The following is a 17982-nucleotide window of genomic DNA, read 5'->3' as shown; positions in this document are numbered from 1 at the left end:
GCCCTCACGGGTTCTCGGGCCGAAGCCTGACCGTGCCTCTCCCGGCCTTTTCGCGCCCGGCATGATCGTCGGTGCTCGTCGCGACTTGTCGCCGTCCTCGGCCTGTCGCTTCCTTCAAATCACGCCGTTTTTGGCCAGCGTCTCCACCTCCGCCTCGCTGAGGCCGAGCGTTTGGCGCAGTACCTGGGCCGTATGCTCGCCGAGAGCCGGCGGGGCAGACCGGTATTCGGCCGGCGTCTCGGAAAGCCGGATGGGATTGGCGACGAGGGCGACATCGCCGCCGGCCGCATGCGGTAGGGAAAGCCGCGTGCCGCGCGCCACCACCTGCGGATCGGCGAAAACCTCCGCCAGATCGTTGATCGGGCCGCAGGGCACGCCCGCCTCTTCCAGCGCCGCGACCCATTCCTTCGTCTTGCGCAAAACCGAGACGGCGCTGAAGGCCGCGACGAAGGCCGCGCGATTCTCCACCCGCGCGCGATTGGTGGCGAAGCGGGGATCGGCCGCCCATTCCGGATGCCCGGCGACGAGCGCGAGCTTGGCGAACTGGCCGTCATTCCCGACGGCGAGAATCATGGCCCCATCCGCGGTCGGGAAATCCTGATAGGGCACGATATTAGGATGGGCATTGCCCATGCGGCGCGGGGGCGTGCCCGTCACCAGATAGTTCATCGTCTGATTGGCAAGGCTCGCCACCTGCACGTCGAGCAAAGCGAGGTCGATATATTGCCCGCGGCCTGACCGCTCCCGCCAGGCGAGGGCGGCCAGGATGGCGTTGGAGGCATAGAGGCCGGTCAGCACGTCGGTCAGCGCCACGCCCACTTTCTGCGGCCCGGCGCCGGGCTCGTCCTCCCGCCGGCCGGTGATGCTCATCAGCCCGCCCATGCCCTGGATCAGGAAGTCGTATCCCGCGCGCTCGGCATAAGGGCCGGTCTGGCCGAAGCCGGTGATGGAGCAATAGACGAGGCGGGGGTTGATGGCTGCGAGGCTCGCGTAATCCAGCCCATATTGCGCGAGGCCGCCGACCTTGAAGTTCTCGATCAGCACGTCTGAGCGCTCGGCAAGCGCCCGGATGATCGCCTGGCCCTCGGGCCGGGTGATGTCGATGGTGACGGATTGCTTGTTGCGGTTGGCGCAGAGGAAATAGGCGGCATCCCGCGTATCCTGCCCCGCGCCATCCTTGAGGAAGGGCGGACCCCAGCCGCGCGTATCGTCCCCCGTGCCCGGCCGCTCGATCTTGATGATTTCGGCGCCGAGATCGCCGAGCAGTTGGCTCGCCCAGGGCCCGGCCAGCACGCGGGAGAGATCGAGCACGCGAAGGTGAGAGAGAGCGCCGGCCATGGTCCATCCTTGGAGAAGCAGCCAGAGAGAGGATACCAGCCGGCGGCGTTGATCAAGCGGAGCGCGGCGGGCACTCTCTCGGTCAGCCCGGAAGGAAGCGTGCCATGCAGCAGTTCAACCAGCCGATCGACGCAGCTCTCGTCCCGCGTTTCGCCGGACCCGCGACCTTCATGCGCCTGCCGGCGGCGGCGGATGCCGCGGGGCTCGATGTCGCGCTCATCGGCGTGCCCTTCGATGGCGGAACGACGAACCGGCCCGGCGCCCGCCATGGGCCGCGCGAAATCCGCAACCAGTCGAGCCTCATGCGGCGCTACCACCATGCGCTCGGCATCTCACCCTATGAGGTGCTGCAGGTGGCGGATCTCGGCGATTGCCCGGTAAACCCGATCGACCTGCGGGATTCGCTCCGCCGGATCGAGGCATTTTTCGCCGAGGTGGTGGCGGCAGGCGCCATTCCGCTCAGCGCCGGGGGCGACCATCTCATCACCTTGCCGATCCTGCGCGCGGTCGGCCGGGCCGAGCCGGTGGGGCTCATCCATTTCGACGCCCATTCCGATACAAACGATACCTATTTTGGCGAGAACCCCTTCACCCATGGCTCACCTTTCCGCCGCGCGATCGAGGAAGGGATGCTCGATCCGCGCCGGATGGTGCAGATCGGGCTGCGCGGCTCGCTCTATGGCGCGGAGGATCACGCCTGGGCGCGCGCCCAGGGCATCCGCCAGATCTTCATCGAGGAATACGCCGCCCGGGGGGCGGAGGCGGTGATGGCGGAGGCAGTGGCGATCGCGGGCGGGGCGCCCAGCTATGTCTCCTTCGATATCGACAGCCTCGACCCTTCAGTCGCAATGGGCACGGGCACGCCCGAGATCGGCGGCTTCTCGGCGCGCGAGGCGCAGTTCATGCTGCGGCGGCTGGCTGGGGTGCGGATCGTCGGCGCCGATGTGGTCGAGGTCTCGCCGCCGCTCGACCCGACGGGGCTGACCGCGCTGACGGGGGCGACCATGATGTTCGAACTGCTGAGCGTGATCGCGCTCGGCCGCAGGGAGCGGTGAGATGACCGAGAGCTATTTCTACGAGCAGGCGGCCGGGCATGGCCTGCCGCACGACCCCCTGAAGGCGATCGTGGCGCCGCGCCCGATCGGCTGGATTTCAACGATGGACCGGGAGGGCCGTGTCAACCTCGCGCCCTACAGCTTCTTCAACATGGTCTCGGACAATCCGCCGATGGTGATGTTCTCCAGCAACGGGCTGAAGGACAGCGTCCGCAATGTGGCGGAGACGGGGGAATTCGTCTGCAACCTCGCCGGGCTCGAACTGGCCGAGGCGATGAATCGGAGTTCGGCCTCGGTGCCGCATGATGTCGATGAGATGGAGCTGGCGGGGCTTGAGAAGGCGCCGTGCCGGCTGGTCCGCCCGCCGCGGGTGGCGCGGGCCGCGGCGGCGCTCGAATGCCGCAAGCTCTCGATCACTCATCTGGCCGGGCTGAATGGCGAGCCGTCCTCGAACCACCTCGTCATCGGCCAGATCGTCGCCGTGCATATCGACCCGCGCTTCCTGCACGAGGGCCGGTTCGATACCGCCGCTGCCGCCCCGCTCGGCCGCTGCGGCTATCGCGGCGATTACATAGCGGCGACCACGCTGTTCGAAATGATCCGCCCGCGCTGAGACGGGGCGGGCGGCTGGGCGCGCTCTATTGGAGGGTGATCACCATCGCATCCCCGCCGAGGCTGAGCATCAGCCCCTCACGCTTAGCGTGCAGATGCAGCGTGACGCCGGCATTGTTTTTAAGCCAGAGATCACCTTTGCTTGCCGTGCCGAAAGCGAAACCCATCCGCCCCTGGACATAGGGGCCGGCGAAGGCAGCGAGGCTATGGAGGTTATAGACTTCGCCCGTCGCGTCGATCGTGGAGGCGCCGATACCGCCAAGCCCGAGGCCGGCGATTGTGAAGGGATAGGCGTGGCCCTGGAAATAAAGCGTGCCGGTGCCGCCGCTGCCGGCGCCGATAAAGGCTGCCTGCACCTGATGCATCGTCACTGTCCCGCTTGGCTGCTGCACGGGGCCGGATACCGTCTGCTGGCTGGCGCAGCCGCCGAGGAGTGCGAGGGTGATAAGCGCCCCGGCGCCCAGCGCCTGCTTGCGCGCCCGCGGTGCGCCACCGTCGCTCTTTCGATGATGACCGATGATTGCTTTACGGGAAAATAACGATCGGGCCATGCGCGCCTCCCAAACGTCATCAAGCAACGCCGGCCAGCCGGATGGGGGCCGCGCCGCGCAGGTTTCGCGGCCTTGCCGCTTGACGACTTCACGAAAACGCTATCAGGTCACGCCTCAGATCAGCAAGCGAAGCATGAGCGGCCCAGGGATGTTGCGGTTTGGATACAGGCGGCGCCGCTGATGAGAACCACGGCCTGGGCGGCGAGCACGGACATCGCTGCGGCGACCCTTGCCATGCCGATGATCTGCCGGCATTGCGGGCTGTTGCAAAAACTCCCGGCCATGCATGCACCCGCGGTCGCCGTCTGCCCACGCTGCGGCGTTTCGCTCCGCCGCGTGCGGCGCAATCCCCTCGGGCGTGGCCTTGCGCTGACCTTGACCGCCCTGGTCTGTTTCGCTGTCGCCGTCTCCATGCCGCTGATGCGGGTCAGCACCTCCGGCATTACGCTTGGCGCCGATCTCTTCACCGGGCCTGAGCGGCTTGACCTGCAGGGCATCTGGGAACTGGCGCTCGTCGTGTTGTTCACCACGGTCGCCGCTCCCTTCCTCAAGCTTATCGGTACCGCCTATGTGCTGATCGGGCTGCGGCTCGCGCGGCCACCGCGGCATCTCCGCCTCGTCTTTTCCTGGGTGGAACGAATGCGGCCCTGGGCGATGGTGGAAGTCTATCTCATCGGCATCTTCGTCGCTTACGTCAAACTCGTGGACCTCGTGCATATCGATGTCGGCTTCGCCGTCTATGCGCTGGTCGGCCTTATGCTGGCGACGATCGCGGCGGATGCGGCGCTCGACCGGCAAGCCGTCTGGGAGGAGATGGAGCGGCGCGGCGCTGTCGGCCATCCTTCGGCGCCCGCAACCGGGGCGAGCTTCGGCGCGCTGGCCCGGCACCGGCAGGCTCTTCTCGCCTGCGAAACCTGCGAGAAGGTGGCGCTGGCTGAAGGTGAGGGGCGGCATCACTGCCGGCGCTGCGGCAGCCGGCTGCACGGCCGCAAGCCGAACGGCATCGCCCGGTGCTGGGCGCTCGTCATCGCTGCTGCCATCCTCTACATTCCGGCGAATGTCTATCCGGTGCTGACGGTGGTGCAGCTCGGCTCCGGCATGCCGAGCACGATCCTCGGCGGCGTGGAAGAGCTGATCGCTGCCAAGATGTATCCGCTCGCGCTCGTCGTCTTTTTCGCGAGCGTGATGGTGCCAATGCTCAAGCTCGTCGGCCTCGTCCTGCTGCTGGTGATGACACAGCTCAGGCGGCGGGAAAGGCTTGTGGATCGTGTGCGGCTCTATCGCATCGTCTCCGTCATCGGGCGCTGGTCGATGATCGATATCTTCATGGAGTCGATTCTGGTGGCCCTGGTCCAGTTCGGCGCGATCGTGACGATCGAACCCGGCGTCGGCGCGATCGCCTTCGCGGGGGTCGTGATCATCACGATCTTCGCCGCCGAGTCATTTGATCCCCGGCTGATGTGGGACGCCGCAGGCGCGGACGAAAGCGGTAGAGACACATGAACGAACCTCCGATCGAAACATCCGTTGTGCAGAAGAAGGGAAAGCGCCGCTTCTCCCTCATCTGGATCATCCCGATCGCGACGCTCGCGATCGGCGGCTGGCTCGTATGGGATACCTATGCCAAGCGCGGGCCCCGCATCACCATCACCTTCGATCAGGGCAGCGGGCTCGTCGCCGGGCAATCGGTCGTCAAGCATCGCGATGTGACGCTCGGAACCGTCACCGCCGTCAAGCTCACGCCGGACATGAACCATGTGAACGTGACCGTGCAGATGACGCGGGATGCGACCCCGCTGATCACCAAGAATACGAAGTTCTGGATCGTGACGCCGCGCTTTTTCGCGGGCAGCCTGTCCGGCCTCGGCACGCTGCTCTCCGGCCCTTATATCGACCTCCTGCCGAGCCCGAGTGGTGGCGCGCCGGCGACGCATTTCGTCGGCCTCGAAGATCCGCCGGTGCTGCAATCGGTCGTGCCGGGGCGCACCTTCCTGCTCAAAGCGAACCGCATCGGCTCCGTCACCCTCGGCGCGCCGGTATTCTTCCGCGATCTCGAAGTCGGCCAGGTGCTCGGCTGGGATATCGGCAATATGGCGAAAAGCGTGACGATCCACGCCTTCGTGCGCGCGCCCTACGATGCCTATGTGCATGAGGACAGCCGCTTCTGGAACTCCTCCGGCCTTTCCATCAATCTCGGCGCGTCAGGCGTTCATGTGGAGGTGCAGTCGCTCAACGCGCTTCTGCTCGGCGGCGTTGCCTTTTCAACGCCCGACGAATCTACGGGTGGGGAAGCAGCATCCCACTATGCCTTTCCGCTCTATGACAGCAAGCAGGCGGCGGATGAATCGAGCTACCAGCGCAAGGTCAATTTCGTCTCGTATTTCTCGGGTTCGGTCTCCGGTCTCGGGCCCGGTTCCCCGGTCACGCTGCATGGCCTCAAGATCGGCCAGGTCACCAGCGTATCGATCGTCTATGACACCGACCAGCACAAGATCCTGGCGCCCGTCCACTTCGAAGTGCAGCCCGGGCGGATCAAGAACATCACCAAGCAGGTGCAAGCGGCCGGACCGCTCGCCAATCTGCGCAACCTGGTCGCCCACGGCGCCCGGGCGCAGATTCAGAAGGCCAATCTCCTGACGGGGCAAAGTGAAATCGCGCTCGTCGAGGTGCCGGATGCGCCACCGGCGGAGGTCAGGCTGCGGGGGGATGAGATCGTGTTCCCGACCGCGCCGGGCGCCTTCGATTCGATCAGCTCCTCCGTCACCACCCTTCTCAACAAGATCAACGCGCTGCCCTTCGACAAGATGTCGGCGAGCCTCACGGACACGCTGAACGGTCTCGACACTCTGACGAACGGGCCGAAGACACAGCAGGCGGTCTCCGCGCTCGCCGGGACGCTCGCCGCCTCGCAGACGCTGGTGAGGCAGCTCAACACCGATATCGGCCCCGCGATGAAGAGCTTGCCGCAATTGACGCGGCAGCTGAACAGCGCGGTCGCCAATCTCAACGCCGTGCTCGTCTCGGCCAATACCTCTTATGGGAGCGATTCCCATTTCAGTCGCCAGCTCACGCAGCTGATGACGCAGCTGAATGATATGGCACTCTCCTTCCGCGCCTTGGCCGATCTGTTGGCGAGCCATCCGGAGGCGCTGATCCGCGGCCGCACCGCTACGGGGGTTCAACAATGATGCTTTCGCGCCGCCAGGTTTCGTTCGGGCTGCTGGTGCTGGCGGCTTTGCCAGCGGGCTGCGCCTCGCCCAATCCGGTGCTCTACACCCTCGATACGGTCCCTGGGCCGGTGCAGCCGAATGCCGGGCGCACCATCCTGCTGCAGGATATCGCGATCGCGCCCTATCTCGATCGGAAGTTCGTTGTTCGGTCATCGAGCGATTTCCGCATCGCGGTCGAACAGAATGACTGGTGGGGAGAGCCCTTCGCCGCCATGCTCGGCCGCGTGCTCGGCGCCGAGCTTGGGCAGCGTCTGCCGGGAGCGACGGTGCTGACCGAGAGCAGCACGCTCGCTGCCAAGCCTTCGGCGACCGTCGCGATCAATGTCTCCCGCTTCGACGAGGATGCCTCCGGCAGCGTGGTGCTGGTGGCGCAAATGGAGGTGACCTTCGCCGATGGCCGGCGTGCTCCGGCGATCCAGAACCTGCGGCTGGTGGCGGCTCCGGCAGGGCAGGGCGTGGCCGCCCAGGCGGCGGCGATGAGCGTCGCCTGGGGGCAGTTCGCTGACCGCCTGGCCGCGACGATCGCGGCCAGCTGAGCCGCGCCCTGCGCGGATGCGCCGCTAGGCTCAGCCGAGCTTGACGCTGCGCCCGGTCTTGAGGCTCTCAAGCGCGGCATCGGCGAGGCGAAGTGCCTCAGCGCCATCCTGAAAGCTCGTCAGCGGCACCGTTTTCGCGGCGACGCTCTCGACGAAATGGGCGACCTCAGCGGCATAGGCCTCGGCATAGCGCTCGATGAAGAAGGGCAGCACGACATCGCCTTGCCCCGTTCCGGCGGCAGAGAAGGATTGCACCGTGGTCGCCGTGCGGTTGCCGGCGATGAGCATGCCCTTTTCGCCGAAAACCTCCAGCCGCTGATCATAGCCATAGGATGCGCGGCGGCTGTTGTTGATATGGATGAGCGCGCCTGACGCGGCCCGCATCGTCACCATCGCGGCATCGATATCGCCTGCCTCGCGGATGGCGGGGTCGACCAGATTGGCGCCGAAGGCCTGGACCTCGACGATCTCGCCGGCGAAATAGCGGGCGAGGTCGAAGTCATGGATCGTCATGTCGCGGAAGAGGCCGCCAGAGACGTTGATATAGGCGATCGGCGGCGGCGCCGGATCGCGGCTGGTGATGATGACCTGTTCGAGGCGGCCGATCTCGCCCGCGCTCACCCTGTCATGCACCGCGCGAAAGGAGGGATCGAAGCGGCGGTTGAAGCCGATCATCACCGTCGCGCCGAGATCGCGGATCTCGCTCCAGCATTGCGTGACCTTCGCCATGTCGAGCGCGATCGGCTTCTCGCAAAGGATCGCCTTGCCGGCCTTCGCCGCCCGGGTGATGAGTTCGACATGGGTATCGGTCGAAGTGGCGATGAGCACGGCATCCACCGCGGGGTCGGCGAGAACCTCATCGACCGAGCCGGCCGCTGTCACGCCCAGCTCGGCCGCCATCGCGTCCGACGCCTTGGTGAAGACATCGAACACCGAAACCAGCCGCGCCTGCGGGTGCCGGGCGAGGTTGCGGGCATGCATGGTGCCGATGCGGCCACAGCCGAGAACGGAAAAGCGGATCATGAAAGGCCTGTCTCTTTCGTAAGGGGGCGAGAAGGGGCGGCGACGGGTGCCGAAGGGAAGGGCGGCGGAAGAGCGCGCGTGGCCGGCACACACCGCAGGGCGGCGGGGGTCAGCAGGCGATGCCGCAGCGGAACGGGTTGGTCCTCCCTTGGTGCTTGGAGCGCCGTTTTTTCTTCGAGGAAGATATGGAAGAAAAATTCCATTTAGTCTATCCGTTGTCAATGGGAGAGACGCCTGGATGACGATCGACACGGATGGCGGGGCACCGCAGGAGGGCCGCCCCAGCGCCGCCGGCATGGCGGAAGCGGAGGAGGCTGCGGGGCTGGCCGAAGACAGCGCGGAAGGGGGGCTCGCCGCGGGCGAGGCTGTGCCGCGTGATTTCCGGGCGCTCCGCGCGCTCATCCTGGAACGGCGGGAGAGCCTGCCCAAGCGCCTCGTGCAAGTGGCCGATTTCGCCGTGCAGCATCCGCAGGAAATCGCCTTCGGGCGGGTCGCGGAACTTGCCAAGCTCGCCAATGTCCAGCCGTCGACGATGATCCGCTTCGCCCAGGCCCTCGGTTATTCGGGGTTTTCCGAATTGCAGACGGTCTTTCAATCCCACGCGCGCAATCGTTGGCCCGATTACAATGCGCGGCTTGAAGCCTTGCATGAGGGCAACCAGGGCGGGGACGTGCTCGCCCTGCTGGATGGGCTGGTCGATGCGGCTTGCGCTTCCGCCCGGGATTTCCGCCAGAGCGTCGATGTCGATGCGCTGGAACAGGCGGTCGAGCGGCTGGCGGCCGCCCGTATCATCCATATCGTCGGCGTGCGGCGGGCCTTTCCCGTCGCCGTCTATCTCGTCTATGCCCTGCAGAAGCTCGGCGCCCGCTGCGATATCATCGACCAGCTGGGCGGCCTCGGCACCCGGCAGACCGATCTGATCGAGCCCGAGGACGCGCTGCTGGCGCTCAGCTTCACGCCTTATGCGAGCGAAACCTTGGGCGCCGCGAGGGCCGCCTTCCAGCGCGGCATTCCGGTCATCGGCATCACCGATTCGCCCTTTTCCCCGCTCGTTCAGGTCTCATCCGTCTGGCTCGAAGTGGCGGAGGCCGATTACGGCGGATTCCGCTCGCTCTCGGCCTCCTTCGCGCTGGCGACGACGCTTGCGGTCGCCCTCGTCAGCAAACGCAGCGGGGATCTGCCGCCGGTGCAGCCCGAGGCAAAAAAGGAACGCATGAACCGGATTGACGAAAATTTGGAATGATGATTTTATTTTTCCAGAAGCAAGTGCGGCGGCAAGCCGCTGACCCAGGATAGGCTTGGCCCGGCGCGGATATCTCCTCCGCCGTCGGCGGGCGCGATCCGCCAGAAAGGTTTTCCGATGGCAGACCCGGTACTCGACCTCATCACCATTGGTCGCTGTTCGCTCGATCTCTACGGCCAGCAGATCGGGGGCCGGCTCGAGGATATGGGCAGTTTCAGCAAGGCGGTGGGCGGGTGCCCGGCCAATATCGCGGTCGGCACCGCGCGGCTCGGCCTGCGGTCGGCGCTGCTGACGCGGGTGGGGGATGAGCAGGTCGGCCGCTTCATCCTCGAACAATTGGCGCGCGAAGGGGTGGAGACGCGCGGCGTGCGGACGGACCCCAAGCTGCTGACCGCCCTCGTCATCCTCGGCGTGCGGGATAGCCACACCTTTCCGCTCATCTTCTATCGCGATCATTGCGCCGACATGGCGTTGTGCGAGGAGGATGTGGAGGAGAATTTCATCGCTTCTGCCGGCGCCATCGTCGTCACCGGCACGCATTTCGCGAAAGAGAATACTGCCGCCGCGCAATATAAGGCGATGCGGATCGCCCGCGCGCATGGCCGCCGCATCATCTTCGATGTCGATTACCGGCCGAACCTCTGGGGTCTCGCCGGGCATGACGCGGGCGAGAGCCGCTATATAAAGTCGGATGCGGTCACCGCCCATCTCGCCCCCGTGCTGCCGTTCTGCGATCTCATCGTCGGCACCGAGGAGGAGTTGCATATCGCCGGCGGGTCGGAAGATACCCTCGCCGCCATCCGCGCCATCCGCGCGGCCTCCACGGCCGTCATCGTCTGCAAGCGCGGGCCGATGGGCTGCGTCGTCTTTCCGGGCGAGATCCCGGCGAGCCTTGATGACGGCATCCGCGGGCCTGGCTTCCCGGTCGAGGTCTATAACGTGCTGGGCGCTGGGGATAGCTTCATGTCCGGCTTCCTGCGCGGCTGGCTGCGGGGCGAGCCCTTGGAGACCTGCTGCGCCTTCGCCAATGCCTGCGGCGCCTTCGCCGTCTCCCGCCTGCTCTGCTCGCCGGAAATCCCGACCTTCCCTGAGCTGCAATATTTTCTGGAGCATGGCAGCCGCCAGCGCGCGCTGCGTTTCGACGATGACCTCAACCATATCCACTGGGCGACGACCCGCCCGGCGACGCCGCCCGGTATCATGGCGCTCGCGATCGATCATCGGGTGCAGTTGGAGGCAGTGGCGACAGAGGTGGGCGCGCCCTTCGAGAAGATCTCCGATTTCAAGGTGCTGGCTGTGCAGGCGGCCGCGCGGGTGGCGGCCGGGCGGCCGGGCTTCGGCATGTTCATCGACGGGCGCTACGGCCGGGAGGCGCTGTTCCGGGCGGTCGATCACAAGCTCTGGATCGCGCGGCCGGTGGAACGCACCGGCTCCCGCCCGCTGGAGTTCGAGGCCGGCGGCAGCCTCGGCACGCATCTGCTCGAATGGCCGATGGCGCAGGTAGTGAAATGCCTCTGCTTCTATCATCCGGACGATCCGGAGGAGCTGCGCCTGCGGCAGGAGCGGGAATTAGCGCGCGTCTATGATGCCTGCCGGCGCCAGGGGCGGGATCTGCTGGTGGAAATCATTGCCGGCAAGCACGGCCCGCTCGCGGTCGATACCATCCCCCGCGTGATCCAGCGGCTTTACGATCTCGGCATCAAGCCTGACTGGTGGAAGCTCGAACCGCAGAAGAGCGCCGCCGCCTGGGCCGCCATCGATGAGGCCGTCAGCCGGAACGACAGCTATTGCCGCGGCGTGCTGGTGCTTGGCCTGGAAGCGCCGATGGAGGATCTCATGGCTTCCTTCGCGGCCTGCCGCGGCGTCTCGGTCGTGCGGGGCTTCGCGGTCGGCCGCACGATCCATATCGAGCCGGCGCGCGCCTGGCTTGCCGGGCGTATTTCGGATGAGGAAGCGGTCAGCCAGATGGCCGGGCGCTTTCAGCAACTCGTCGATGCCTGGCAGGCTGCGCGCCAGGTCGAAGCGGCGTAAGAAGAACGAAACGGGGAAACGCGAGCGATGCGTGTCATTCGCCTAACGATGGCGCAGGCCCTGGTGCGGGCCATGGCCGCCCAGAAGACCGTGGTGGAAGAGGCTTCCGGGGAGACGCGGATACTCCCCTTCTTCGGCGGGGTCTGGGCGATCTTCGGCCATGGCAATGTGGCCGGCATGGGGGAAGCGCTGCATGGCCTGCGGGAGCAGCTGCCCACCTTCCGCGCTCATAACGAGCAAGGGATGGCGCATGCGGCGATCGCCTATGCCAAGGCGCTGCGCCGCCGCCGGGCGATGGCCTGCACGACCTCGATCGGCCCGGGCGCGCTGAATATGGTGACAGCTGCGGCGGTCGCCCACGTCAACCGCCTGCCGCTCCTCCTGCTGCCAGGGGACGTTTTCGCCAATCGCCGCCCCGATCCGGTGTTGCAGCAGATCGAACATTGGGGGGACGGCACGGTGAGCGCGAATGACGCCTTCCGCCCCGTCTCGCGCTATTTCGACCGGATCACCCGGCCCGAGCAGATCATCCCCGCCTTCGCCCGCGCCATGCAGGTGTTGACCGACCCGGCCGAGTGCGGCCCCGTCACCCTCGGCCTCTGCCAGGATGTGCAGACGGAGGCCTTCGACTTTCCCGCCCATTTCTTCGAGGAGCGGATCTGGTCCCCCCGCCGCCCGCGGCCAGATGCCGAGGAACTTGGCGCCGCGGTGCGCCTGCTGCGCGGTGCCAAGCGCCCCTTCATCGTCTGCGGCGGCGGCACGCTCTATGCGCAGGCGGAGAGCGATCTCGCTGCCTTCGCGCAAAGCCACGGCATACCGGTGGGGGAAACCCAGGCCGGCAAATCCTCCCTCGCCACCGGCCATCCGATGAATATGGGCGCGATCGGGGTGACGGGCACCGAGGCCGCGAACACCATGGCGGCGGAAGCCGATGTCATCCTCGCCGTCGGCACCCGGCTGCAGGATTTCACCACCGGCTCCTGGGCGCTGTTCCAGGGTGAGGGGCGGCGCATCATCGGGCTCAATACGCTGGCCTTCGATGCCGCCAAGCATCAGGCGCAGCCGCTGGTCGCCGATGCCCGGGTCGGCCTCACCGAACTGGGCGCAGCCCTCGGCGGCTGGCAGGCGCCCGAGGCTTGGACGGCGCGGGCGGCGGCGGTGAAAGCCGCCTGGTTCGGCCGCGCCGCCTCCTATACCGCGCTGCCCGATCCTGCCGGCAATGCGCTGCCTTCCGATGCGCAGGTGATCGGCGCGGTGCAGCGCCAGGCGCTCGCCTCCGATGTCGTGCTCTGCGCGGCCGGCGGCCTGCCGGGCGAGTTGCACAAGCTTTGGCAGGCGAGCCTGCCCGGCGGCTATCACATGGAATACGGCTTCTCCTGCATGGGCTACGAGATCGCAGGCGGGCTCGGCGTGAAGATGGCGGAACCCGCGCGCGAGGTCTTCGTGATGGTGGGAGACGGCTCCTACCTCATGCTGAATTCCGAACTCGCCACCTCGGTCATGCTCGGCCTCAAACTCACCCTCGTCATCCTCGACAATCGCGGCTTCGGCTGCATCAACCGCCTGCAACAGGCGACGGGCGGCGCAGGCTTCAACAACCTGCTGAAGGACAGCCGCCACGAGGTGATGCCCGAGATCGACTTCGCGGCCCATGCCCGCAGCCTCGGCGCGGTGACGGAGAAGGTCGCGAGCCTTGCCGCGCTCGAAGCGGCGCTCGGCCGTGCGCGGGCCAGCAGCCGGACCTATGCCATCGTGATCGACACCGACCCGCTGGTCTCGACGGATGCCGGGGGCCATTGGTGGGATGTCGCCGTGCCCGAGGTCTCCGACCGGGCCGAGGTGAAGGTCGCGCGGGAGCGCTACCTCGCCGCGACCCGCCGCCAGTTCATCGGTAACTGAGTTTCTGAGGAAGAGAGCGACCCGCTATGACGATCCGCATCGGGGCCAACCCCATCTGCTGGGCGAATGACGATATGCCCGAACTGGGCGGGGAGACGACGCTCGAAACCATCCTGCGCGAGGCGAAGCAGATCGGCTTCGAGGGTATGGAACTCGGCAAGAAATTTCCGCGCACGCCGGAGGCGCTTTCGGCGGTGCTCGCGTCGCATGGGCTTGCCTGCATCTCCGGCTGGTATTCGGCGAAACTCCTGACACGGGATGCGACGGCGGAATTCGCCGCCATGCAGAAGCACTTCGCGCTGCTCAAGGCGCAGGGCTGCGAGGTGATGGTGCTGTGCGAAACCTCCAACACCATTCAGGGAGAGATCGAAACGCCGCTCTCCCGGCGGCCGCGCCTCGGGGGGGAGGAGTGGAAGCTGTTCGGGGATCGGATGACGGCGCTCGGCGACCTTATGCGCGCAGCCGGCATGCGGCTCGTCTATCACCACCATATGGGAAGCGTGGTGCAGGCGCCCGAGGATATCGATGCCTTCATGGCCCATACCGGGCCTTCGGTGCAGCTTCTGCTCGATACCGGGCATGCCGTTTGGGGCGGGGATGATCCGGTGCGGATCGCGACGCGCTATCGCGATCGCATCGGCCATGTCCATACCAAGGATATCCGCGCCGAGGTGCGCCGGACGGCGGAGGCCGAGGATTGGAGCTTCCTGAAAAGCGTGCTCAACGGCATCTATACCGTGCCGGGCGACGGCATGATCGACTTCGTGCCGATCTTCCGCGCGCTCGCCGGCTATTCCGGCTGGGTGGTGCTGGAGGCCGAGCAAGACCCCGCCAAGGCGAACCCCTATCGCTATGCGAGCCTCGGCCTAGCCAATCTCCGCCGCGATCTTCGCGAGGGAGGGCTTCTCTGATGGCCTCGCCGCTGCTCATCCACCCCAAGGCGCCGGACCAGGACGGGTTCATCCATCACATCACCCCGGCCTCCGCCGGCTGGGGCTATGTCGGCTTCTCCGTCCTGCGCCTGCCCGCACACAAGGTCGTCTCGCGGCCGACCGAGGGCAGCGAAGCCTGCCTCGTCATCCTCTCGGGCCGCGTGCGGATTGCGGCGGGCGATGAGGATTGCGGCCTGCTCGGCGAGCGGCAATCGGTTTTCGACGGTCTGCCCTGGTCAGTCTATATCCCCGCCCAGTCGCGCTGGACGGTGGAGGCGGAAACCGATGCCGAGGTCGCCATCTGCACCGCGCCCGCGCAAGGCCGGCTGCCCGCCCGCATCATCCCGCCTGCCGAGGTTGGCGAGGAAGTGCGCGGCAAGGGCACTAATACCCGGCATGTGCGCAATATCCTGCCCGATACCGCGGTTGCCGAAAGCCTGCTCGTCGTCGAGGTGATCACACCCGGGGGCAACTGGTCGAGCTATCCGCCGCACAAGCATGACGTGGACGATCCGCCGCGCGAGACCTATCTCGAAGAAACCTACTACCATCGGCTGAGGCGCGGCTCCGGCTTCGCTCTCCAGCGCGTCTATACCGATGACCGGTCATTGGACGAGACGATGGCGGTGGCGGATGGCGATGTGGTGCTGGTGCCGCGCGGCTACCATCCGGTCGGCGCGCCGCATGGCTTCGATCTCTTCTATCTCAACGTGATGGCGGGGCCGGTGCGCGAATGGCGCTTCACCATGTCCCCCGACCATGCCTTCCTCACCTGGTAATGGCGCAGACTTGGCCCTGGAGACGATGATGGATCTCGTTCAGCACTATATCGGAGGCGCCTTGACCTCCGGCTCCTCCACCCGCACCGCCAATGTCTATCAGCCGGCGGATGGCACGGTCGCCCGCCAGGTGGTGCTCGGCACGCCGGCGGATGTCGATAGCGCAGTGCGCGCGGCGGCCGCCGCTTTCCCGAAATGGGCGGCGACCCCGCCGCTCGCCCGGGCGCGGGTGATGTTCCGCTTTCGCGATCTGCTCGACCAGAATGCCAAGAAGCTCGCCGCCATCATCACCTCCGAACACGGCAAGGTGCTCTCCGATGCGCTGGGCGAAGTGACGCGCGGGATGGAGGTGGTGGAGTTTGCAACCGGCGTGCCCGAACTGCTCAAGGGTGATTTCACCGAGCAGGTGGGGCGGGACATCGATGCCTATTCCATGCGCCAACCCTTAGGCATTTGCGCCGGCATCACGCCCTTCAACTTCCCCGCCATGGTGCCGCTCTGGATGCTGCCGACGGCTTTGGCCTGCGGCAATTGCTTCATCCTCAAGCCTTCCGAGCGCGATCCTTCGGCCGCGCTCTTCATCGCCGACCTGCTGAAGCAGGCGGGGCTGCCGGATGGCGTCTTCAATGTCGTGCATGGGGACAAGGAAGTGGTGGACGCGATCCTTGAACATCCCGGCATCCATGCCGTGAGCTTCGTCGGCTCGACGCCGATTGCCGAATATATCCACCGCACCGGTACCGCGCATGGCAAGCGCGTGCAGGCGCTGGGTGGCGCGAAGAACCACGCCGTCATCATGCCGGATGCCGATCTCGACAAGACCGTCGATGCGCTGATGGGCGCGGGCTACGGCTCGGCCGGTGAGCGCTGCATGGCGATCTCGGTCGCGGTCGCGGTCGGTGGCGTGGGAGATAAGCTGGTCGAGGCGCTGGCCCCCCGCGTGCGGGCGCTGAAAGTCGGCCCTGGCACGGATGAGGCGAGCGAGATGGGCCCGCTCGTCACCCGCCAGCATCTCGAAAAGGTCACCGGCTATATCGATGCCGGCGTCGCGGAGGGGGCGAAGCTCGTCGTCGATGGGCGCGGGCTGAAGCTCCAGGGCTACGAAAGCGGCTATTTCCTCGGCGGCACGCTGTTCGACGATGTGAAGCCTGAGATGAAGATCTACCGCGAGGAAATCTTCGGCCCCGTGCTTTCGGTGGTGCGGGCGGATGATTTCGAAAGCGCGATCGATCTCGTCAACCGCCACGAATTCGGCAATGGCACGGCGATCTTCACGCGCGATGGCGATTCCGCGCGCACTTTCGCGCATCGCGTGCAGGCCGGCATGGTGGGCATCAACGTGCCGATCCCGGTGCCGATGGCCTTCCATTCCTTCGGCGGCTGGAAGCGCTCGCTGTTCGGCGATCACCATATGCACGGGCCGGAGGGTATTCGCTTCTTCACCCGCTACAAGGCAGTCACCTCCCGCTGGCCGACCGGCATTCGCGCCGGCGCCGATTTCATCATGCCGACGCTCGGGTAATCGGACGGCGAGGCGGATGAGCGATCATCCGCCTCATTCCGGTTACAGCCTTACCCAGCGTTCTTCCCGGCCGGAGAGCAATGCGGCGTCGATCACGCGCTGCACCTCATAGGCCTCGCGGAAATCCGCATAGGGCTTCGGCCCGCCGGCAAGCGCTTCGAGGAAGCCGCGGATTTCGATGACCTTGAGATCGTTGAAGCCGATCTGATGGCCGCCCGCGACGCAGAAGGCGCCATAGGGCGGATGCTCGGGGCCAGCCAGGATGGTGCGGAAGCCGTTGCGGGACCGATCGCGCTCCACCTTGTAGTAGCGAAGCTCGTTGAAGCGCTCCTGGCTGAAATGCAGCGCACCCTTTTCGCCGATGATCTCGAACTCGAGCTGCATCTGCCGGCCCGTCGCGAGCCAGCTCGTCTCGATCGTGCCGCGGCAGCCGCGGGCGAAACGCACCAGAAGCCGCGCCTGGTCATCCACCGCGACCGCGCGGCGCTCCGTGCTCCCCGGTAGCGGGCGTTCGCCGATCACCGTCTCGACATCGGCCGAGAGCGCCTCGATCGGGCCGAGCAGGAAGCGCGCCATGCCGATGATGTGGCTGCCGATATCGCCCAGGGCGCCGGCGCCGCCCCGCGGATCGAGCCGCCAGGTCCACGGCGTCTCCCGGTTGATCATGAAATCCTCGGCGTGGATGCCGCGGAAACCCCAGACCTGGCCCAACTCTCCGGCTTCGATCATCTCGCGCGCAAGCTGGAGGATGGGGTTGCAGATATAGTTGAAGCCGACTTGGGTGACGAGGCCGGCAGCTTCGGCCGCCTGCACCATGGCGAAGGCTTCCTCGGCGGTCGGTGCCAGCGGCTTTTCGCAATAGACGGGCTTGCCTGCGGCTAGCGCGGCAAGCGCGATCGGCGCATGCAGCGCATTGGGCGCGGTGATATCCACCACATCGACGGCCGGATCCGCGACGAGGGCTTGCCAGTCCCCGGTGGAGCGGGCGAAGCCGAGGCGCGCGGCGGCGGCGGCGGCGATCTCCTCCGTCGCATCTGCCAGCAGTTCGAGCCGCGGCTCCACGGGCAGATCGAAAACCCCGCCGACCGCGCGAAAGCCGAGCGCATGGGTGCGGCCCATGAAGCCGGAGCCCACCAGGCCAATTCGGATCGTTTGTTTCATATGCGCGTGCCTCCCGGAACGTTTGCTCTCTTTTGCCATGAGAAGAGGTCGAAGTCATGGGCATTTGGGA

General features: G+C 66.5%; 15 protein-coding genes. 11 read left to right on the top strand and 4 right to left on the bottom strand.

The genetic code is table 11. The features are described from left to right. Positions 1-114: 114 nt before the first annotated feature. Positions 115-1338: a CaiB/BaiF CoA transferase family protein gene (locus ACYQ7X_RS10975; protein ID WP_459697062.1), complete on the bottom strand. Its 1224-nt coding sequence runs from the start codon at positions 1336-1338 to the stop codon at positions 115-117. A gap of 104 nt (positions 1339-1442) precedes the next feature. Here ACYQ7X_RS10975 and speB point away from each other — a divergent pair, with 104 nt between their 5' ends. Both speB and ACYQ7X_RS10965 read left to right on the top strand, forming a co-directional pair. Continuing rightward, positions 1443-2393 carry an agmatinase gene (gene speB / locus ACYQ7X_RS10970; RefSeq protein ID WP_459697061.1) on the top strand — a complete coding sequence of 317 codons (951 nt, stop codon included), beginning with the start codon at positions 1443-1445 and terminating at the stop codon, positions 2391-2393. A 1-nt stretch (position 2394) separates the two neighbouring features. After that, on the top strand, positions 2395-3006 hold the full coding sequence (locus ACYQ7X_RS10965; protein ID WP_459697060.1) for a flavin reductase family protein: 612 nt from the start codon (positions 2395-2397) through the stop codon (positions 3004-3006). Positions 3007-3031: 25 nt separating this feature from the next. Here ACYQ7X_RS10965 and ACYQ7X_RS10960 read toward each other — a convergent pair whose 3' ends face one another. Then, entirely contained in the window at positions 3032-3556 is a 525-nt protein-coding gene (locus ACYQ7X_RS10960; RefSeq protein ID WP_459697059.1) for a hypothetical protein, read from the bottom strand. 180 nt (positions 3557-3736) lie between these two features. Between ACYQ7X_RS10960 and ACYQ7X_RS10955 the strand changes: the two genes are divergently transcribed. From ACYQ7X_RS10955 to ACYQ7X_RS10945, 3 genes are read left to right on the top strand one after another with little or no spacing between them, the layout of a single operon-like run. Next, positions 3737-5059 carry a PqiA/YebS family transporter subunit gene (locus tag ACYQ7X_RS10955; RefSeq protein WP_459697058.1) on the top strand — a complete coding sequence of 441 codons (1323 nt, stop codon included), beginning with the start codon at positions 3737-3739 and terminating at the stop codon, positions 5057-5059. Then, positions 5056-6744 carry a PqiB family protein gene (locus ACYQ7X_RS10950; RefSeq protein ID WP_459697057.1) on the top strand — a complete coding sequence of 563 codons (1689 nt, stop codon included), beginning with the start codon at positions 5056-5058 and terminating at the stop codon, positions 6742-6744. Before ACYQ7X_RS10955 ends, ACYQ7X_RS10950 begins: the two co-directional genes overlap by 4 nt. Further along, on the top strand, positions 6741-7322 hold the full coding sequence (locus tag ACYQ7X_RS10945; RefSeq protein WP_459697056.1) for a PqiC family protein: 582 nt from the start codon (positions 6741-6743) through the stop codon (positions 7320-7322). Before ACYQ7X_RS10950 ends, ACYQ7X_RS10945 begins: the two co-directional genes overlap by 4 nt. Before the next feature lie 30 nt (positions 7323-7352). Here the strand turns inward: ACYQ7X_RS10945 and iolG are convergent, their stop codons facing one another. After that, complete coding sequence (iolG, locus tag ACYQ7X_RS10940; protein ID WP_459697055.1) at positions 7353-8345, bottom strand: inositol 2-dehydrogenase; 993 nt, start codon at positions 8343-8345, stop codon at positions 7353-7355. Positions 8346-8583: 238 nt separating this feature from the next. On the opposite strand from iolG, the gene ACYQ7X_RS10935 reads away from it, so the two are divergent. The 6 genes from ACYQ7X_RS10935 (at position 8584) to ACYQ7X_RS10910 (ending at position 16751) form a co-directional block, all read left to right on the top strand. Beyond that, entirely contained in the window at positions 8584-9588 is a 1005-nt protein-coding gene (locus ACYQ7X_RS10935; RefSeq protein ID WP_459697054.1) for a MurR/RpiR family transcriptional regulator, read from the top strand. A 117-nt stretch (positions 9589-9705) separates the two neighbouring features. Then, complete coding sequence (locus ACYQ7X_RS10930) at positions 9706-11619, top strand: bifunctional 5-dehydro-2-deoxygluconokinase/5-dehydro-2-deoxyphosphogluconate aldolase (RefSeq protein ID WP_459697053.1); 1914 nt, start codon at positions 9706-9708, stop codon at positions 11617-11619. A 27-nt stretch (positions 11620-11646) separates the two neighbouring features. After that, entirely contained in the window at positions 11647-13518 is a 1872-nt protein-coding gene (gene iolD, locus ACYQ7X_RS10925) for a 3D-(3,5/4)-trihydroxycyclohexane-1,2-dione acylhydrolase (decyclizing) (protein ID WP_459697052.1), read from the top strand. Between the two features lie 26 nt (positions 13519-13544). Further along, positions 13545-14429: a myo-inosose-2 dehydratase gene (gene iolE, locus ACYQ7X_RS10920; RefSeq protein ID WP_459697051.1), complete on the top strand. Its 885-nt coding sequence runs from the start codon at positions 13545-13547 to the stop codon at positions 14427-14429. Then, a complete protein-coding gene (gene iolB / locus ACYQ7X_RS10915) occupies positions 14429-15229 on the top strand; it encodes a 5-deoxy-glucuronate isomerase (RefSeq protein WP_459697050.1) in 801 nt (266 codons plus the stop codon). Before iolE ends, iolB begins: the two co-directional genes overlap by 1 nt. A 28-nt stretch (positions 15230-15257) precedes the next feature. Then, positions 15258-16751: a CoA-acylating methylmalonate-semialdehyde dehydrogenase gene (locus ACYQ7X_RS10910; protein ID WP_459697182.1), complete on the top strand. Its 1494-nt coding sequence runs from the start codon at positions 15258-15260 to the stop codon at positions 16749-16751. 42 nt (positions 16752-16793) lie between these two features. On the opposite strand, the gene ACYQ7X_RS10905 is transcribed toward ACYQ7X_RS10910, so the two are convergent. After that, a complete protein-coding gene (locus tag ACYQ7X_RS10905) occupies positions 16794-17912 on the bottom strand; it encodes a Gfo/Idh/MocA family protein (protein WP_459697049.1) in 1119 nt (372 codons plus the stop codon). Positions 17913-17982 lie beyond the last annotated feature (70 nt).

Source organism: Acidisoma sp. C75 (assembly GCF_054665095.1).
This window is presented reverse-complemented; position numbering and strand designations above follow the sequence as displayed.